This is a genomic window from Bradyrhizobium sp. B039 (assembly GCF_038965675.1).
Taxonomy (GTDB): Bacteria; Pseudomonadota; Alphaproteobacteria; order Rhizobiales; family Xanthobacteraceae; genus Bradyrhizobium; species Bradyrhizobium diazoefficiens.
On record NZ_CP152416.1, the window covers coordinates 1,826,469 to 1,842,086 of the forward strand.

Here is a 15,618-nt window from a genome sequence, read left to right on the forward strand (position 1 = left end):
CAGGAGTTGCCCCCATGGCTGGCGCCCGATCCCGCAACTTTGCGGGCTGGCCGCTGTTCGCGAACAGCTTTCGGCCCTTTTTCCTGCTCGCCGCCATCCAGGCAGGGCTCTCGATCCTGGCCTGGCTGCCTATGTTCTACGGCGAATTGTCGGTGACGTCGGCCTTCGCGCCGCGCGACTGGCACGTCCACGAGATGCTCTATGGCTTCCTGCCGGCGGTCATCACCGGGTTCCTGTTTACGGCGATCCCGAACTGGACCGGGCGGCTGCCGATCCAGGGCACGTCGCTGGGCGCGTTGCTGGCGGCGTGGCTGGCCGGCCGCCTCGCGGTGACGCTGTCCGCCGAGGTCGGCTGGGCGTTCGCGCTTGTCGTCGATGCCGCGTTCCTGGCGCTGGTCGTCGCCGCCGCGACGCGCGAGATCATCGCGGGCGGCAATTGGCGCAACCTTCCCGTGGTGATCCTGGTGCTCGTGCTGCTCACCGGCAATGTCGGCTTTCATCTCGAAGCGCACTACGCGGGCGCGGCCGATGTCAGCATCCGCGTCGGCATCGGCGTGGTCGTGCTGCTGATCGCGCTGATCGGAGGCCGCATCATTCCGAGCTTCACCCGCAACTGGCTGGTCAAGTTCAATCCCGGCCGCCTGCCGGTCCCGTTCGGCCGCTTCGATGGCGCGGTGATCGCATTGAGCGCGTTGGCGCTGATCTCGTGGATCGTGGCGCCGTTGAATGTGGTGACCGGTGCCGCGATGGCGCTCGTCGGCGTGCTGCATCTGGTGCGGCTTGCGCGCTGGGCCGGCGATCGCACCTCGCGCGAGCGGCTGCTCCTGATCCTGCATGTCGGCTATGTCTTCGTGCCGCTCGGTTTCCTCCTGCATGCGTTGGCCGTGTTCGGTGCGTTGCCGCCGAGCGCGGGGATTCACGCCTGGATGGCGGGCGCCGCCGGAACGATGACGCTCGCGGTGATGACGCGTGCGAGCCTCGGCCACACCGGACAGACCCTGACGGCCTCGCCGGCGACGCAAGGTATCTACGTCGCGATCATCGCCGCGGCGCTGGCGCGGGTTGCTGCCGTGGTGTGGCCTGCGCATGCCGATGCACTGCTGCACATTGCCGCCTGCGGCTGGGTCGTCGCCTTCCTCGGCTTTGCGATTGCGTTCGGCCCGCTGCTCGCCGGCAGCAGCCGGCGCGCACTGGCCATCATGGGCCTGCCCGCTCCGGCACGATAGAGCTAAGCCGCGGATGCCGAAGGCACGTCGGCCGGCTTGGCCAACGGGCGCACGCCCTTGCGCCATGCGGTGATGGTGCAGCCGAAGCGGCCGCGGAACCAGCGGGCCATCGCGCTTTGCGCGGAGAAGCCGAGCTGCGCGGCGATATCGGCCAGCGGCCGGCCGGGGTCGTCGATCAATTTGACGACGAGATCGGCGCGCTGCGTGTCGAGGATGGCCGAGAAGCTGGTGCCTGACGCGGCGAGGTGGCGGTGGATAGTGCGGCGGGTGCAGGCGAGATGCTCGGCCACGCGCTCGACCGTGCAGTCGCCGCCGGCGAGCAGCAGGCGCACGACCTCGTCGACCTTCTCCTCCCAGCTTGCCGGACGCGTCTCGATCGCCTCGATCCGCTTGCGCAGATAGCTCGCGATCAGCGGATGCGCGCTCGGGATCCGGCGCTCCATGTCGTGCACCGACAGCAGGATCGCGTCGTCCTCGGCGTTGAACGTCACGCGGCAGCCGAAGAAGTCGCGGTAGCGCTTGCGGTCGTGCGGCGGCGGATAATGCAGATGCACCTCCTGCGGCCGCCAGTCATGACCGAACAGCGACTGGATGATGCGGTGGACGCTGCCGAGCGCCATGTCGATCGACTGGCGCGGCGCGCTCGGCTGCCGTCCGCGCAGATGCAGTGCGACGGTCACGGTCTGCTTGTTGCGTGCAACGTCAAGCCGCATGCCGTCATGATGGATATGGATGAAACGCGAAAACGCCTCGATCGCTTCGCCGACGGTCGCCTGTTCGCGCACGATCAGGCCGACCGCGCCGAAGTTGGTCAGGCCGCCGCGTTCGGCGAGGCGCAAGCCGAAATCTTCGGCGCCGGACATCTGTGCCGATAGTTCGAGCAGGCGGCGCAGGCCGGTCACGGCAATGGGGGTATCCGGCTTGTCGAGGCAGGTCAGCGGCAGCCTGACCTTGCGCATCATCTGTTTGGGGTCGAGCCCGACCGACCGGGCGACCTCCGGGTAATAGCTCAAGCCTGCGCTGCGAATGAGGTCGGTCATGCAAACCGTTCCTGCCAGCCATTCCCGCAGATGTCCCGAAATGTAAAGTTTCTGTCCCGTTCCGTCAAATCCGGGAACATGACGGAACATACATAAGGGAAACCGAAGCACGGGCGTGAATGCCGTGCTCATGACGCCGGGCGCGATGAGGCCCCGGCCGTCTCGGATCATTTGACCAAGACATTGCTGGATCGGGATTATGCCGGGGAACATGCTTTCCAAGGGCGAGGTATTCGTCATCGACACCGACGCCGCCTCCCGCGAACAACTTTCCGCCGCGCTCCAACAGAGCGCCTATGACGTGATCTGCTTCGCCGACGGCGCGTCCCTGCTCTCGGAAGCGAGGGCGCGGATGCCGGCCTGCGTGCTGCTCGAGATGCCGCCGGATCGCTCCGCCCTCGACGTGCTCAGGCGGCTGCGCGAGGAGAATTGCATGGCGCCGGTCCTGGTGACTTCGGCGAACGGCAGCATCGCCATGGCAGTCGACGCGATCAAGAGCGGCGCGGCCGACTTCATCGAAAAGCCGTTCCGCACCCGCGACGTCGTCAACCGGATCGATGCCGCCATCGACGAGTTCGGGCAGCCCAACTCAAACCGCCAGCGCTGGTTGCCCGGCTGCGAGCCCCTGACGGCGCGCGAAGGCGACGTGCTCGAGCACCTTGCGGTCGGCCTCACCAACAAGGAGATCGCCCGGCGCATGCATCTGAGCGCTCGGACGGTGGAAGGCTACCGTGCCAGCATTTTGAAGAAGGCCGGTGCCCGCAACGTGACCGATCTGCTCCGCCGCATCTTCGGCCAGGGTTCGCCGACCCAAATGTGAAGCTCGGCGCGCGACGCGTTCCGCGGCCATGGCGCCGCCGCAGCGGCGCCCCACGGAAACCCCAATCGAACCAGTTCCTTCCCTGCCGCGTCTCACCACGATGGCGAGGCATTTGATCGCGCGTCCGGCTGGCGGCGCGGCGATACCGGCAGGAGGGACTTCATGCGCATCACCGCGAAATGTTTGGCGACGACGAGCCTGGTTCTGGTGACCACGGCATTCGCGTTGCCGTCATGGGCTGCCGATGTGGACGCCACATCGGCCATCGATACCGTCACGGTTTACCCGGATGGTGCCACCGTCACTCGCATCATCACGGTCGACCTGCCGTCCGGTGACTCGACGCTCGTTGCCAAGGACTTCCCGCTTGGTCTCGATACCTCCTCCATCCGGGTGGAGGGTGAGGGCGGTGCAAAGCTCACCATCGGCACGATCGATGCGCGAACGCCGCGTGCGGCGCCGGTCAACCTGCCCGAGCTGGACAAGCGCATCGAGGCCCTGAACGACCAGCGCGCCGACCTGCAAGGCGCGATCGACTCAGCCAATGCCCGGCGCAAATTTGCGGAGCACTTTGCGGAAGCGTCCCCCGCGGGCATCGGCGACAAGGGCGAGGCGCGGCCGATCGCCGAATGGCGCACGGCCTTCGCCGCGGTCGGCGAGGAAATTGCGAGCGCCGATACCGCTGTTCGCGACGCCACGCGCAAGATGCGCGAGATCGATCGGCAGATCGCCCAGCTCGAAGTCGAGCGCAAGGCCAAACCGCCGAGCAAGCTCGAAGTCCGTATGGACATCGCCGCGCCGGCCGCGGCCAAGGCGACGTTGCGGGTCACTTACAATGTGCGTAACGCGCGCTGGCTGCCGCTTTACGACGCCCGGCTCGACACCGGCGCCAAGGACCGCAAGCCGCAGCTGGAGCTGGTCCGCCGTGCCGAAATCACGCAGTCGACCGGCGAGGACTGGTCGAACGTCACGCTTGGCGTCTCCACGGTCCGCGTCAGCCGCGGCGGCAGTGCGCCGGAGCTGGGCTCGCTGGTCGCGCAATATCCGCAACCGCCGAAACCAATGGCGCTCGGTGCGGCCTCCGATCTGGCGCGGCCCGCGCCAACTGTCCGCCAGCGCTCGGCGCAGTTCGAGCCCATGTCCAAGCTCGCCGAAGCGCCTGAACCGCGTGAGCGTGCCGACGAGCAGCAGGCGGTCGCCGAGATCGGCGACTTCCAGGCCACGTTCAGGATTCCCGGCCGCGTCAGCCTCGGCGCTGCCGAGGGCGCGAAGAGCCTGCGTATCGCGTCCATGAGTGTGCCGGCCGACCTCGCCGTGCGCGCGGCACCTGTGATGGACCCGACCGCGTTCCTCGAAGCCAGCTTCAAGCAGACCGATGAGGCGACATTGCTGCCGGGCAAGGTCGCGATCTATCGCGACGGCGTCTTCGTCGGCCGCGGCAAGATCTCGGCCTCGGCCAAGGACGACATCGTGCGGCTGGGCTTCGGCGCCGACGACAAGGTCAAGATCGAGCGCGCTGTGCTGAAGCGCAACGAAGGCTCGGCCGGCTTGCTCGTCACGACGTCGAAGACCGACGAGCGTTCGTTCAAGACCACCGTTCGCAACGGTCACGACTTTCCGATTCGTGTCGCGATCGAGGATCAGCTGCCGGTCAGCGAGAACGAGGACATCGTCGTCGAGATGCTGCCCTCGACCACGCCGCCGACCGCGAGCAACATTCGCGACAAGCGCGGCGTGCTGGAATGGTCGTTCGACGCCAAGCCCGGCGAGGTCAGGGACGTCAACTTCGCCTGGCGCATCCGCTGGCCGAAGGACAAGGGCATGGTGATCGTGCCGGCGGGTTAAATCCTCGCCGCAGACGCAGCCGCCCGCATCGATTGCGGCAGCACGTAAGGAACGCCGTCGGCCTGGTGGACGACGGCGTCGATCTCGAAGATGTCGCGGATGGTCTCGCGCGTGACGACCTCGGTGCGCGGGCCGTCGGCGGCGAGCTTGCCGCCGCTCAGCACGACCAGCCGGTCGGCGAAGCGGATCGCCAGGTTGAGATCGTGCAGGATCGCGATCACGGCGGTGCCGGTGCCAGCGCGGCGGCGCGCGGCCTCGACGAGGTCGATCTGGTGGCGCAGATCAAGGCTCGAGGTTGGCTCGTCCAGCAGCAGAAGCCCCGGTCCATGCTCGGCCTCGCCGCAGGCGAGCTGCACCAGCACGCGGGCGAAATGGGCGCGCTGCTGCTCGCCGCCCGACAGCGTCGGCAATTGCCGTTCGCGGAAATGCGCCAGCCCCACCTCGTCCAGCGCGGCATCGACGAGCCGGCCTGCCTCGCGCGCGCTGCGGTCGCCTGCGCCCATCAGCACGATCTCCTCGACGGTGAAGGGGAAGGTGACGTTGATGTGCTGGGACAGCATCGCGCGTCGCGCGGCAAGCTCGCGCGGCGTGTAGCTGCCGATGTCGCGCTGCTTCAGCCATACCTCGCCCTGGCTCGGACGGAGGTCGCCGGAGAGCAGCCGCAGCAGGGTCGACTTGCCGGCGCCGTTCGGGCCGATGATGGCGACCATCTCGCCGGCCGCAACCGTGAGGCCGACGCCATCCAGCAGCTTCGCGCGGCCGGCGCGCTTGCTTAAGTGTCGCGCCTCGATCACCGCGCTCATAGCGAGGCGAGCCCGCGTTGCCGCAGCAGGATCCCCAAGAAGACCGGGGCGCCGACCGCCGCGGTCAGAATGCCGATCGGCATCTCCGCCGGCGCCACGATGGTGCGCGCCAGCGTGTCGGCGCCGACCATCAGGATGGCGCCGAGCAGCACCGAAGCCGGCAGCAGCAGGCGATGCGCCGGTCCAATGACGAGGCGAAGGAGATGCGGCACGACGATGCCGACGAAGCCGATGACGCCGCTGACCGACACCGCAACCCCGGTCATGGCGGAAACCATGACGATCGAGATCCGCTTGAGGCGCTCGACGTCGACGCCGCCGTGAAAGGCGTCAGCCTCGCCAAGCACCAGCAGATCGAGGCCGCGTCCGATGAAGGCGCAGGCGGCAAGCCCGATGACGAGGATAGGCGCCAGCACGGCGGCCTTGGTCCAGGTCGCGCCGCTCATCGAGCCCAGCAGCCAGAACGTGATGTCGCGAAGCTGGCGGTCGTCGGCGATGAACACCAGCAAGCCAATGCCGGCATTGGTGATGGCGGTGATGGCGACGCCGGCGAGCAGGAAGATCGCAATCGAGGTCCGCCCCGCGCGGCTGCTGATCCCGTAGAGGATCGCGGTGGTCGCCAGCGAGCCCGCGAAGGCGGCGAGCGGCAGCAGCTCGGTCTGGAGCAAGCGCAGCGTCTCGCCGAAGCGCGAGTCGGTGAAGACGATCGCGCTCGCGGCCGCAAGCGCCCCGCCGCTGGAGACGCCGACCAGCGCGGGATCGGCGAGCGGATTGCGGAACAGGCCCTGCATGATCGCACCGGCCGCGGCGAGAAGTCCGCCGACCATCGCGGTTGCCGCGATCCGGGGAATGCGGATCGACCACAGCACGAGCTGGTCGCGCGCCGTCATCGCATCGGCGGTCGTGCTGCTCATGACGCCGAGCGCAGCAGGTAGACCGGAAAGGGGAATGCCGGCCGCGCCCACGGTCAGTGCGACGACCGCGGTGGCCGCGAGCACCGCGAGCAGAAGCGGAATCGCGAACGATGCTGACCGCCGTCCCGCGCTTCGTCGCAGGCTCCGTGCCTCGGTCCCGACCGCCACGCTCATTGCCGGCAGTTCGCCGCCGACAGAGCCGACGTGAACGCGCCGCCCTGGTCGGCCAATGCCGGATAGAGCTTGACGGAGAGATCGCGCGCCGCCGCCGCCGTGCGCGGCCCGAAGCCGAGCAGATAAAGCCCGTCCATGGTGATGAAGCTCCTGTTGGCCGCGACCGGCGTCAGCGCGAAGCCGGGATGGGCATAGACCGCGTCGGCCTGGAGCGACTCCTTGCCGCGCTCGATCGACAGCACGAATTCGGGCCTGGCCGCCACGATCGCCTCGTCGCCGATGATCTTGTAGCCGTCGTAATCGTCGACGGCGTTCGCCGCGCCGGCGAGCTGGATGATCTCGTCGGCTGCGGTCTTGTGGCCGGCGACCATGGCACGCCCGTTCTGCAGCGACATCACGAACATCACGCGCACCGGCTTTTTCACCTTGGCGCGCAGCGCGCGGAGCTGGGCGAGATCGTCGCCGACTGCGGCGCTGAGGCATTCGGCGCGTGCATCCACGCCCATGGCGTGACCGACCAGCCTGATCTTCTCGATCAGGCCGTCCTCGGAGAAGGTTTCGGGCACCAGCACCAGCGGCACCTTCGCCGTCTCCAGGATGTCCATGGTCTCGCGCGGGCCCGATCCCTGGATCGCCAGGATCACCGTGGGATTGAGGCCGAGCACGCCCTCGGCCGAGATCTGGCGCATGTAGCCGACATTGGGTTTGTCGTGCAGCGCCGCCGCCGGATAAAGGCTTGTGGTGTCCACACCGACCAGCCGGCTCTCGAGCCCGAGCGCATAGAGGATCTCGGTGATGGCGCCGCCGATCGAGACCGTGCGTGCGACGTCGGCAACAGTGACGTCGCGATTGCGCGCGTCATGCACCGTGATGCCAGTGGCGTGCGCGGCGGAAGCGAATGCGATCGTACCGGTCAGGAGGATCTGTGTGAGGGTGCGGCAAAATGTCATTGCAGGTTACTTCGTCAGGATCAGCTTGTTCTGCGAGGTCAAACGCAGGCGATAGGCGTCCTCGCCATGCGCGATGATGATCTCGCGCTCGTGCGCAAAGAGCTCGCGGCTGTCGATCCGGCTCCCGCGCATGGTGAGGGTTCTCGTTGTCGCGGAAGGACTTTCCGCCGGCCCGCTGCCGCTGTCTCCGGATGTTGCTGACATTGCCCGTGTGATGCGCCTTCGAAATTTCAGATGCTGCCTGTTTGTATAGGCGGCATCTGGCGCATTCCAACGGTGGAAATTTACAATCGATATAAACTGCAACCAGACGTCATTGACCGTCAGAGTGTTGCCACGTTACCAATCATGACAGCGGGCAACATGCCCGCGTCTTAAGAAGATCAGCCAGCCAGTCGTTCGCCTTGCGAACGCACGCCAGCCAAACGACTCCAAAAACTAAAGTGAAGTGCAGGCTGGGGCTGATATGGCTGACGGGGCTAAGTATTCGCGCGCCTTGATTTTGGGTGCGTCGGTGGTTTCAATCGCGGCATTGGCGACGGAGAGCGGTCTCGCGCAGACCGCATCGCCGCAGGCCGAACATGGGTCGCTGGAACGGCCGAAGCAGGCCAAGCGCAAGCCGGCCAAGCCGCTGGCTGCACAGCAGGCAACGCCCGACGCCTTGAACGCCCGAGCGCAGGCGGGCAGCGCCGCGCCGGTGCAGACGCTCGACACCATCACGGTCGCCGCAACCAAGACCAGGGAGCGAGCGATCGACGCGCTCGCGCCCGTCAGCTCGATTTCGCTCGACCAGATCCAGGGTCTTCAGCCGAACCGGCTGTCGGACATCTTCTATGCGGTTCCCGGTGTTTCGTTCCAGGAGCGCGGCGACGATCCCGCGACCGTCATCAACATTCGCGGCTTGCAGGATTTCGGCCGCGTCGCGGTCGTGGTCGACGGCGCGCGGCAGAACTATCAACGCACCGGCCACAATGCCAACGGCTCCTTCTTTCTCGATCCTGAATTGATCGGCGGCGTCGACGTCGTGCGGGGACCGACCGCCAACATCTACGGCTCCGGCGCGATCGGCGGCCTGGTCTCGTTCCGCACCAAGGACATCAACGACGTGCTGCGTCCCGGCGAGCGTTGGGGTGTCGATCTCTCGGGATCCTACGGCTCCAACAACAATCGCGGCCTCGGCTCGGTGTTCGGCGGCGTGCGCGCCACGCCCGACGTCGATATCTTCGGCGGCGCGGTCTACCGCACCCAGGGCAACTACAAGGATGGTAACGGCACCGAGATCGGCAACACCGGCAACCAGGTCGAGAGCGGACTGATGAAGCTCACGGTGCGGCCGGCCCTCGGTCACGAGGTCAAGTTCGGCGCCGTGTTCCAGGATTATCAATACGACATTGGCCAGTTCAATCGCGGTCCGACGACTACCCAGGCATTGATTGCATTGAATCGCGGGTCGTCGGTCTACGCGTCCGATGCCAAGAATTACACCGGGACCATCACCTGGAACTACTCGCTTCCGAGCGACAATCTGTTCGATTGGCATATGTCGGTCTACGGCAATCGCACCGACAACGACCAGACCAAGACTTATCACTACGGCACGACCACCTCGACCTATTGCAACGGCGGCTTCGGCAACAACGTCTCGGGCTGCGTCGGCGACAAGCGCGGCTACGTCCTCAATACGTATGGCGTCGACGCCAACAACACCACGCGCTTCAACGTCGGCGACTGGCGCAATGCGCTCACCTGGGGCGTCGACGCGTTCCAGGACGACGTGATCACGACCGACAGCCGCGGCAATTCCAACATCACCACGCCAAGCGGTATCCGCACAGTGTCGGGTGGCTTCCTCCAGCTGAAGCAGAATTACAGCACCTGGTTCGAGGCGGTGAGCGCGATCCGCTACGACCGCTATGACCTGGATTCCGGCAAGACCAGCACCGGTGGCGACCGCTTCTCGCCGAAGATCACCCTGGGTGTGACGCCGGTTCCGGGCTTCCAGCCTTATGTCAGCTATGCCGAGGGCTATCGCGCCCCATCGATCACCGAGACCGTGATCTCGGGCGCACATGCGACCGGTGGCGGACCGGCCTTCTTCGTCTGTCCGGACGGCACGGCCGGCCTGTTCTGCTTCCTGCCCAACCCGAACCTTCGCCCCGAGGTCGGCAAGAACAAGGAAGTCGGCATCAACCTGAAATACGACAACATCTTCAGTGCCAACGATTCGTTCCGCGGCAAGATCAATTTGTTCCGCAACGATGTCGGCGATTACATCGACCTCGTTGCTTCGGCGCCGGTCGCGGTGCCGCCATTCGGCTCGTTCAGCCAGTTCTATCAGTACCAGAACATCGCCAATGCTCGCATCCAGGGCTTCGAGGCGGAGACGATGTACGATGCCGGCGACTGGTTCATCGGTGTTGCCGGTCACTACATCCAGGGCAAGAACGTCGCGACCAATATCGGGCTTGCGACCATCACCCCGCGCAAGGTCGTCACGACCGGCGGCGTCCGCCTGCTCGATCGTACGCTGATCCTGACGGCGCAGTGGGCCTCGTACGGTCCCAACAACGACGTGCCCGCCGGCTATCTGCCCGCGACCGGCTACGAGCTGGTCAACCTGTACCTGACCTACAACGCGACCAGGGACATCGTGTTGTCGGCCTCGATCGACAACCTCTTGAACCAGTACTACCGGCCTTACGCCATTCCCGGCAGCTCGACCGACGGCACCACGCAGAACGACGTGCTGTGGTCGAGCCCGGGACCGGGCAGGGTCTACAAGGCCGGCATGAAGATCCACTTTGGAGGTGCGTGAGCCGACAGGCGTTGCAACGCCAGCAATCTCCGCCGGGCCGCGCTGATGCTCCAGCGCGGTTTCGGCGCGTTTTCATCTTGATCAGAAGGAGAGACTTTTATGTTCATCGCCATGAATCGTTTCCAGGTGAAGAAGGGCGCGGAGACCGCGTTCGAAACGGTCTGGGCCACGCGCGAATCCTATCTCGGCAGCATGTCGGGCTTCGTCGAGTTTCATCTCCTGAGGGGCCCCGAGGCCGAGGACCACACGCTCTACTCGTCGCACACCACCTGGGTCGACAAGGCGGCGTTCGAGGCCTGGACGCGCTCCGAGGAATTCCGCCGCGCCCATGCCCGCGCCGACAATCGGACCGGCGAGAGCCTCTATCTGGGCCATCCCAAGTTCGAGGGCTTCGAGGTGATCCAGAGTGAACGCAAGGCCGCGGCCGCCTGAGGCCGCGACGCAGGAGAGGAGCTGGACATGTTGAGCACCGATCTCGCCGATCTCAAGGCGTACATGGCCGACAATCCCGGCGCGGTGATCGAGGACGTCGCGCGGGGGCGCAATGTCACGCCACGTGCCGTGATCGAGGCACTGCCCTCGTCGATGGTGCGCATGGGAGGCGGCGAGCATTTTGCCGCCGCGATGCAGGACGTCGCACAATGGGGCGAGGTCACGCTGATCGTGCACACGGATGACGCGATCTTCGAATTCACCGGATCAATTCCCGCGGGCGAGATCGGCCGCGGCTATTTCAACCTGATGCAGCCGAAGGGCCTGCATGGCCATCTGCGCCATGAGCGTTGCGCAGGCATCGCCTTCGTCGAGCGTCCCTTCATGGGCAAGAATTCGGCCTTCATCGCCTTCGTCAATGCCGACGGCGGCATCATGTTCAAGGTCTTCGTCGGCCGCGACGAGACCCGGGCGCTGCGTGCGGATCAGCTCGTGCGGTTTCGCCAGCTTTCGGGCCGGATCGCGGCATAGCTTCCTTCTGTCTGTCGGGTGATCAGGATGCAAGGCAATTCCAGGCTTCGGCACGTGATCCTAACCATCGCGCTGGCGCTCGCGCCGGCTCCGGCCTTCGCGATCGACGAAGCGCTGTTGCCGCGTAATCTGTCGCCCTGGGGCATGTTCCTCGGTGCCGACATCATCGTGAAGGCGGTGATGATCGGGCTGGCCGTCGCCTCGGTGGTGACGTGGACGGTGTGGCTCGCCAAGACCGTCGAGCTGCGCCGCAAGAGTGCGCTCGCCGTGCAGCGGACGCGCGCGCTCGAGGGCCGGATGAAGCTGGCGGAGGCGGCGGCGCGGACCGGGGACGCGCATGACGCGGTTGCCCAGCTCATCCAGTCCTGCGCGAAGGAGGCCGAGCTCTCCGGCGGCATTGTCGACGACGGTCTTCAGGAGCGCGTGGCGCTGCGGCTGGAGCGGGTCGAGGCGGCGATGTCGCGGCAGATCGCGCGCGGCACCGGGGTGCTCGCGACCATCGGCGCCACCGCGCCGTTTGTCGGCCTGTTCGGCACGGTGTGGGGCATCATGAACGCCTTCATCGGCATCTCCGAGAGCCACACCACCAGCCTTGCGGTGGTTGCGCCCGGCATTGCGGAGGCGCTGCTCGCCACCGCGCTCGGCCTCGTCGCCGCGATCCCGGCGGTCGTGATCTACAATCATCTCGTCCGCGGCATCGCCAATTACCGCGCGCTGCTTGGCGATGCCTCGGCACAATTGATGCTGCTGGTGAGCCGCCAGCGCGACCACCGCGATTTTCGCCTGTCGCGGGCGGCGGAGTAGGCCATGGCCGCGAAGCTCGGCGCAGGGGCAGGATCGCCGCTTAGGCGCGGCGACCCCGATGATCTCGACGTCACCCATGAGATCAACGTCACGCCGTTCATCGACGTGATGCTGGTGCTGCTGATCATCTTCATGGTGGCCGCACCGCTCGCCACCGTGGACATCGGCGTCGAGCTGCCGGCAACCGCCGCCGAGCCGGCGCCGCGGCCGGACAAGCCGGTGTTCGTCACCGTGAAGCCGGACCTCTCGATTGCCGTCGGCGAAGACGTCGTGGCTCGCGAGGCGCTCAGTTCCTCGCTCGACGTCGCCACCAGGGGCCGCAAGGACGAGCGCATCTATCTCCGCGCCGACAAGGCCGTCTCCTATGGCGATCTGATGGAGGTGATGAACAGCTTGCGCAATGCCGGCTACTTGAAGGTCGCCCTGGTCGGCCTCGACGGACGCAGCTGATGGCCGCCCACGCCTTTGTCCTGCACGAGCCGCTCGGCGAGCGCGAGGGCGCACGCTGGGGCGTCTCGGGAGCAGTGATCGTGGCGTTGCATGTTGCCGTCGCGCTGCTTGCGATGAGCTGGCTGAAATCGCAGCCGGAACAGGGCGTCAGCCTTCCCGCGATCATGGTCGACATGGCGCCGGTGACATCGGCACCGCAGTCAATGCCGGACGACGTCGCGCCCGGGCCCGTGATGCAGGAGGCCGACGCTTCGCCGCCGGAGCCCGCGCAGCGGCAAGCCGTCGAAGAGACCATCGCGCCGACACCGCCGCAGGACAAGCCTGACGTGGTGGCGCCGCCTGAGCAGAAGCTGGAGCCGACACCAGCCAGGCCCGAGCCCGCGAAGATCGTGCCGGTTGAAAAGCCTGTGCCGGAGAAGCCGAAGATCGTTCGCCGCGAGTCAAAAAAGCCCTCGGAGGCGATGCCCGCGCCGCGCACCAGCGCGCCGCCGCGCGCCGAGCGCGAGGCGCCCATGGCGTCCGCGATGAGCGCGGGCGCGGTGGCCTCGGCGATCGCGTCCTACAATCAACGCGTCCGCGCGCATCTGATGCGTTTCCACCAATATCCGTCCGGTGGCGGCGGTCAGCGCGGCGTGGCCAGGCTGAGCTTCACCCTAGGCCGCAGCGGGCAGGTCACGTCGAGCCGTCTCGGCGGCTCCTCCGGCGTTGCCGCCTTCGACGCCCAGGCCATGTCGATGATCCGCCAGGCCTCACCGTTCCCTCCGTTTCCCGACGAGATCAAGAACGGCGCGATGAGCTTTTCGATCCCGGTGGAGTTTACGGTGAGGTAGGTCGCGGTCTCCACAAACTCCGCCGTCGTCCCGGACAAGCGCGCCCTAAGCGCGCGCAAATCCGGGACCCATAACCACAGGGTCGCGTTTGGCGAAGATTCGTCACCACCATCTCGTGCCACAACTCCGGCCTGGGGTTATGGGTCCCGGATCTGCGCTTGCGCTTGTCCGGGACGACGGCGGAGTTTGTGGCGGCTGAAGAGAGACCGTTGCCTTACTTCGCCTTCAGAAAATCCGCGACCTCGAGCAACATGAACTCGTCGTCGTCGGCCTTGTTGGGATCGCGGCTGGACGAGAACGGCAGGTTGTTGTCGTTGCCGACGATGATGTGGGAGTCGTCGACGCGATCGACGTTCTCGATGGTGAAGAACGGGAAAGTGTAGACGCCGTCGTTGAGCGGCTTGCGCGCCTTCTTGTCGGGATCCTTGATCTTCATGAGGTCGACATAGCCGATCTTGCGCACGGGCTTGCCGACATTGGCCTCGGTGAGCTCGATCTTGTAGACGCGCTTGAATTTGGCGAGATCAGGAAAGCAGTTGTCGCCGCGAGTGCCCTGCGGGCAGGCCTTGTCGGGCGTGCCTTCACCATTGTCGCGCTCGATGATGAGGCCGGAGGCCTGATCGATCATGTTGAAGTCGCCGATGGCGTTGCCGTTCTGCTCGAACACGTATTGCCAGTAGCGGCCGGTGAACTTTTCCGCGGCGACGTCGAATTCGAGGATGCGGGAAGCTTCCTTGCCGTCGACCTTCTCCCAGTCCTTCTTGTCGGCATCCCACAGCGGCCCCTCGAGCAGGCCGTAGAGGAACTTGCCGTCCTTGGACGAGGCAAAGCCCTCAAACCCCTTGGAGCGGCGCAGGTTGACGTTGGTGTAGGTCGCGCCCGGTGCGCCCGGCGTCGCCACCGCCCAGTGATCGGGCGAGCGCACCGGCTTGCCGTCGGCAACCGTCTCGAACACACCGAGGATCTTGCCGGTCTTGTCGGCCTTGAGGATGTAGGGGCCGAACTCGTCGCCGATCCAGAAAGTATCGCCGATGATCTGGAAACCTTCGGTGTCGAAGTCGGAGCCGGTGAGGTAGCGCTTCTGCGTGTCCTCATGGACGATGCGGAACGGCACGCGTCTGTCGGGATCGTGCAGGAAGATCGTCTCCTGCCGCTCGATCTTGCCGCTCGCCCAATCCATCTTGTAGCGGTTGAGATACAGCATCGAATCCGGCGAGTTGGCGCGGGCGCCCATGCCGTTGTCGGTGATGACCCAGAAGCTGCCGTCGGGCATGGTCTTGATGCCGGAATGGCCCTGGAGCGGCTGGCCCTTGAACGGCAGCGATACGCCGGTCGCCCGCTCATAGGATTTGCCCATCACGGTGCCGAGCGCGTCGACGCGCTTGCCGGTGGTGTACTTTCCGGAGGTCTTGAGATCGGCGGGCGCATCCGCCGGCGCGTCGATGAACGATTCGGCCGGCATCACCACGTGGCCGGCGAGCTTCGCCGGGAATTCACCTTCGCTCTGGGCGAGCGCCGTGCTCGCGGTGAGAATGATCGTTGCGACGGTGGCAAGAAAACTCGCGCGCATGTGCGTCTCCTGTTGGCGGACGCATGCCTTATGCGGATCCCTTGTTTCAGTTTTGTGAAAGCGGGCCAAAGGCCGCAGCCAAAGCCCCGGCACGTTGCCGGGGTTTTGTCACTCCTTGCTCGGCGCTACCCGCCGTAACACGGTTTGCCGGCCATCTGATTTGCGCGGCTGCACCGCGGCAGATTTTTGGTCTGTGGTTGCTTGCTGCTCTTCTTGGTTGCAGTCGACGTTCCGGTTTGGGCCTGCGCGCTCGACGCAACGGGGACGAGAAACAGAACAGCGATGACGGTCAACACCAATGTCTTCATGTCAAATGCTCCAAAAAATCAAAAAAATAATGTTCTGGAGCCTATGCAGCAGATCGTCGTCTGTAAAGCGCCCGAGAGCGCGATCCGGGCGCGTTTCGTGCGCCTC

At 65.9% G+C, this 15,618-nt stretch carries 16 protein-coding genes; 9 read left to right on the top strand and 7 right to left on the bottom strand.

The genetic code is table 11. The features are described from left to right. The first annotated feature begins 14 nt into the window (after positions 1-14). Positions 15-1,226 carry an NnrS family protein gene (locus tag AAFG50_RS08630; RefSeq protein ID WP_028173045.1) on the top strand — a complete coding sequence of 404 codons (1,212 nt, stop codon included), beginning with the start codon at positions 15-17 and terminating at the stop codon, positions 1,224-1,226. 2 nt (positions 1,227-1,228) lie between these two features. Here AAFG50_RS08630 and AAFG50_RS08635 read toward each other — a convergent pair whose 3' ends face one another. Next, positions 1,229-2,266 (bottom strand): AraC family transcriptional regulator, encoded by a 1,038-nt coding sequence (locus AAFG50_RS08635; protein WP_028173046.1) that lies wholly within the window; start codon positions 2,264-2,266, stop codon positions 1,229-1,231. Between the two features lie 199 nt (positions 2,267-2,465). Here AAFG50_RS08635 and AAFG50_RS08640 point away from each other — a divergent pair, with 199 nt between their 5' ends. Then, the gene (locus AAFG50_RS08640) at positions 2,466-3,086 is read left to right on the top strand and encodes a response regulator (protein ID WP_011089818.1); all 621 of its coding nucleotides are present in this window, start codon (positions 2,466-2,468) and stop codon (positions 3,084-3,086) included. 162 nt (positions 3,087-3,248) lie between these two features. Further along, positions 3,249-4,931, top strand: coding sequence for a mucoidy inhibitor MuiA family protein (locus tag AAFG50_RS08645; protein WP_028173047.1), 1,683 nt, complete (start codon positions 3,249-3,251; stop codon positions 4,929-4,931). On the opposite strand, the gene AAFG50_RS08650 is transcribed toward AAFG50_RS08645, so the two are convergent. The 4 genes from AAFG50_RS08650 to AAFG50_RS08665 are packed head-to-tail and all read right to left on the bottom strand — an operon-like array spanning position 4,928 to position 7,976. Next, positions 4,928-5,734 (bottom strand): heme ABC transporter ATP-binding protein, encoded by an 807-nt coding sequence (locus AAFG50_RS08650; protein WP_011089816.1) that lies wholly within the window; start codon positions 5,732-5,734, stop codon positions 4,928-4,930. The two genes, AAFG50_RS08645 and AAFG50_RS08650, sit on opposite strands and share 4 nt — an antisense overlap. Next, the gene (locus tag AAFG50_RS08655) at positions 5,731-6,822 is read right to left on the bottom strand and encodes an iron ABC transporter permease (protein WP_028173048.1); all 1,092 of its coding nucleotides are present in this window, start codon (positions 6,820-6,822) and stop codon (positions 5,731-5,733) included. Before AAFG50_RS08655 ends, AAFG50_RS08650 begins: the two co-directional genes overlap by 4 nt. Further along, a complete protein-coding gene (locus AAFG50_RS08660; protein ID WP_028173049.1) occupies positions 6,819-7,772 on the bottom strand; it encodes a hemin ABC transporter substrate-binding protein in 954 nt (317 codons plus the stop codon). The genes AAFG50_RS08655 and AAFG50_RS08660 overlap by 4 nt, the downstream gene beginning before the upstream one ends. Before the next feature lie 6 nt (positions 7,773-7,778). Next, positions 7,779-7,976, bottom strand: a complete 198-nt coding sequence (locus AAFG50_RS08665) for a hemin uptake protein HemP (protein ID WP_028173050.1) — start codon at positions 7,974-7,976, stop codon at positions 7,779-7,781. A gap of 262 nt (positions 7,977-8,238) precedes the next feature. Between AAFG50_RS08665 and AAFG50_RS08670 the strand changes: the two genes are divergently transcribed. From AAFG50_RS08670 to AAFG50_RS08695, 6 genes are all read left to right on the top strand, one after another. Then, a complete protein-coding gene (locus AAFG50_RS08670) occupies positions 8,239-10,587 on the top strand; it encodes a TonB-dependent hemoglobin/transferrin/lactoferrin family receptor (RefSeq protein WP_028173051.1) in 2,349 nt (782 codons plus the stop codon). A 99-nt stretch (positions 10,588-10,686) separates the two neighbouring features. Next, complete coding sequence (locus AAFG50_RS08675) at positions 10,687-11,019, top strand: antibiotic biosynthesis monooxygenase (protein ID WP_028173052.1); 333 nt, start codon at positions 10,687-10,689, stop codon at positions 11,017-11,019. Positions 11,020-11,046: 27 nt separating this feature from the next. Continuing rightward, positions 11,047-11,550, top strand: coding sequence for a heme utilization cystosolic carrier protein HutX (hutX, locus tag AAFG50_RS08680; RefSeq protein WP_028173053.1), 504 nt, complete (start codon positions 11,047-11,049; stop codon positions 11,548-11,550). A gap of 27 nt (positions 11,551-11,577) precedes the next feature. After that, complete coding sequence (gene exbB / locus AAFG50_RS08685) at positions 11,578-12,354, top strand: tonB-system energizer ExbB (protein ID WP_028173054.1); 777 nt, start codon at positions 11,578-11,580, stop codon at positions 12,352-12,354. Between the two features lie 3 nt (positions 12,355-12,357). Then, the gene (gene exbD / locus AAFG50_RS08690) at positions 12,358-12,804 is read left to right on the top strand and encodes a TonB system transport protein ExbD (protein WP_028173055.1); all 447 of its coding nucleotides are present in this window, start codon (positions 12,358-12,360) and stop codon (positions 12,802-12,804) included. Continuing rightward, complete coding sequence (locus AAFG50_RS08695; RefSeq protein WP_028173056.1) at positions 12,804-13,634, top strand: TonB family protein; 831 nt, start codon at positions 12,804-12,806, stop codon at positions 13,632-13,634. The genes exbD and AAFG50_RS08695 overlap by 1 nt, the downstream gene beginning before the upstream one ends. Before the next feature lie 214 nt (positions 13,635-13,848). On the opposite strand, the gene AAFG50_RS08700 is transcribed toward AAFG50_RS08695, so the two are convergent. Further along, positions 13,849-15,204 (bottom strand): esterase-like activity of phytase family protein, encoded by a 1,356-nt coding sequence (locus AAFG50_RS08700; protein WP_028173057.1) that lies wholly within the window; start codon positions 15,202-15,204, stop codon positions 13,849-13,851. 125 nt (positions 15,205-15,329) lie between these two features. Continuing rightward, positions 15,330-15,512 carry a hypothetical protein gene (locus tag AAFG50_RS08705; RefSeq protein ID WP_028173058.1) on the bottom strand — a complete coding sequence of 61 codons (183 nt, stop codon included), beginning with the start codon at positions 15,510-15,512 and terminating at the stop codon, positions 15,330-15,332. Positions 15,513-15,618: the final 106 nt, after the last annotated feature.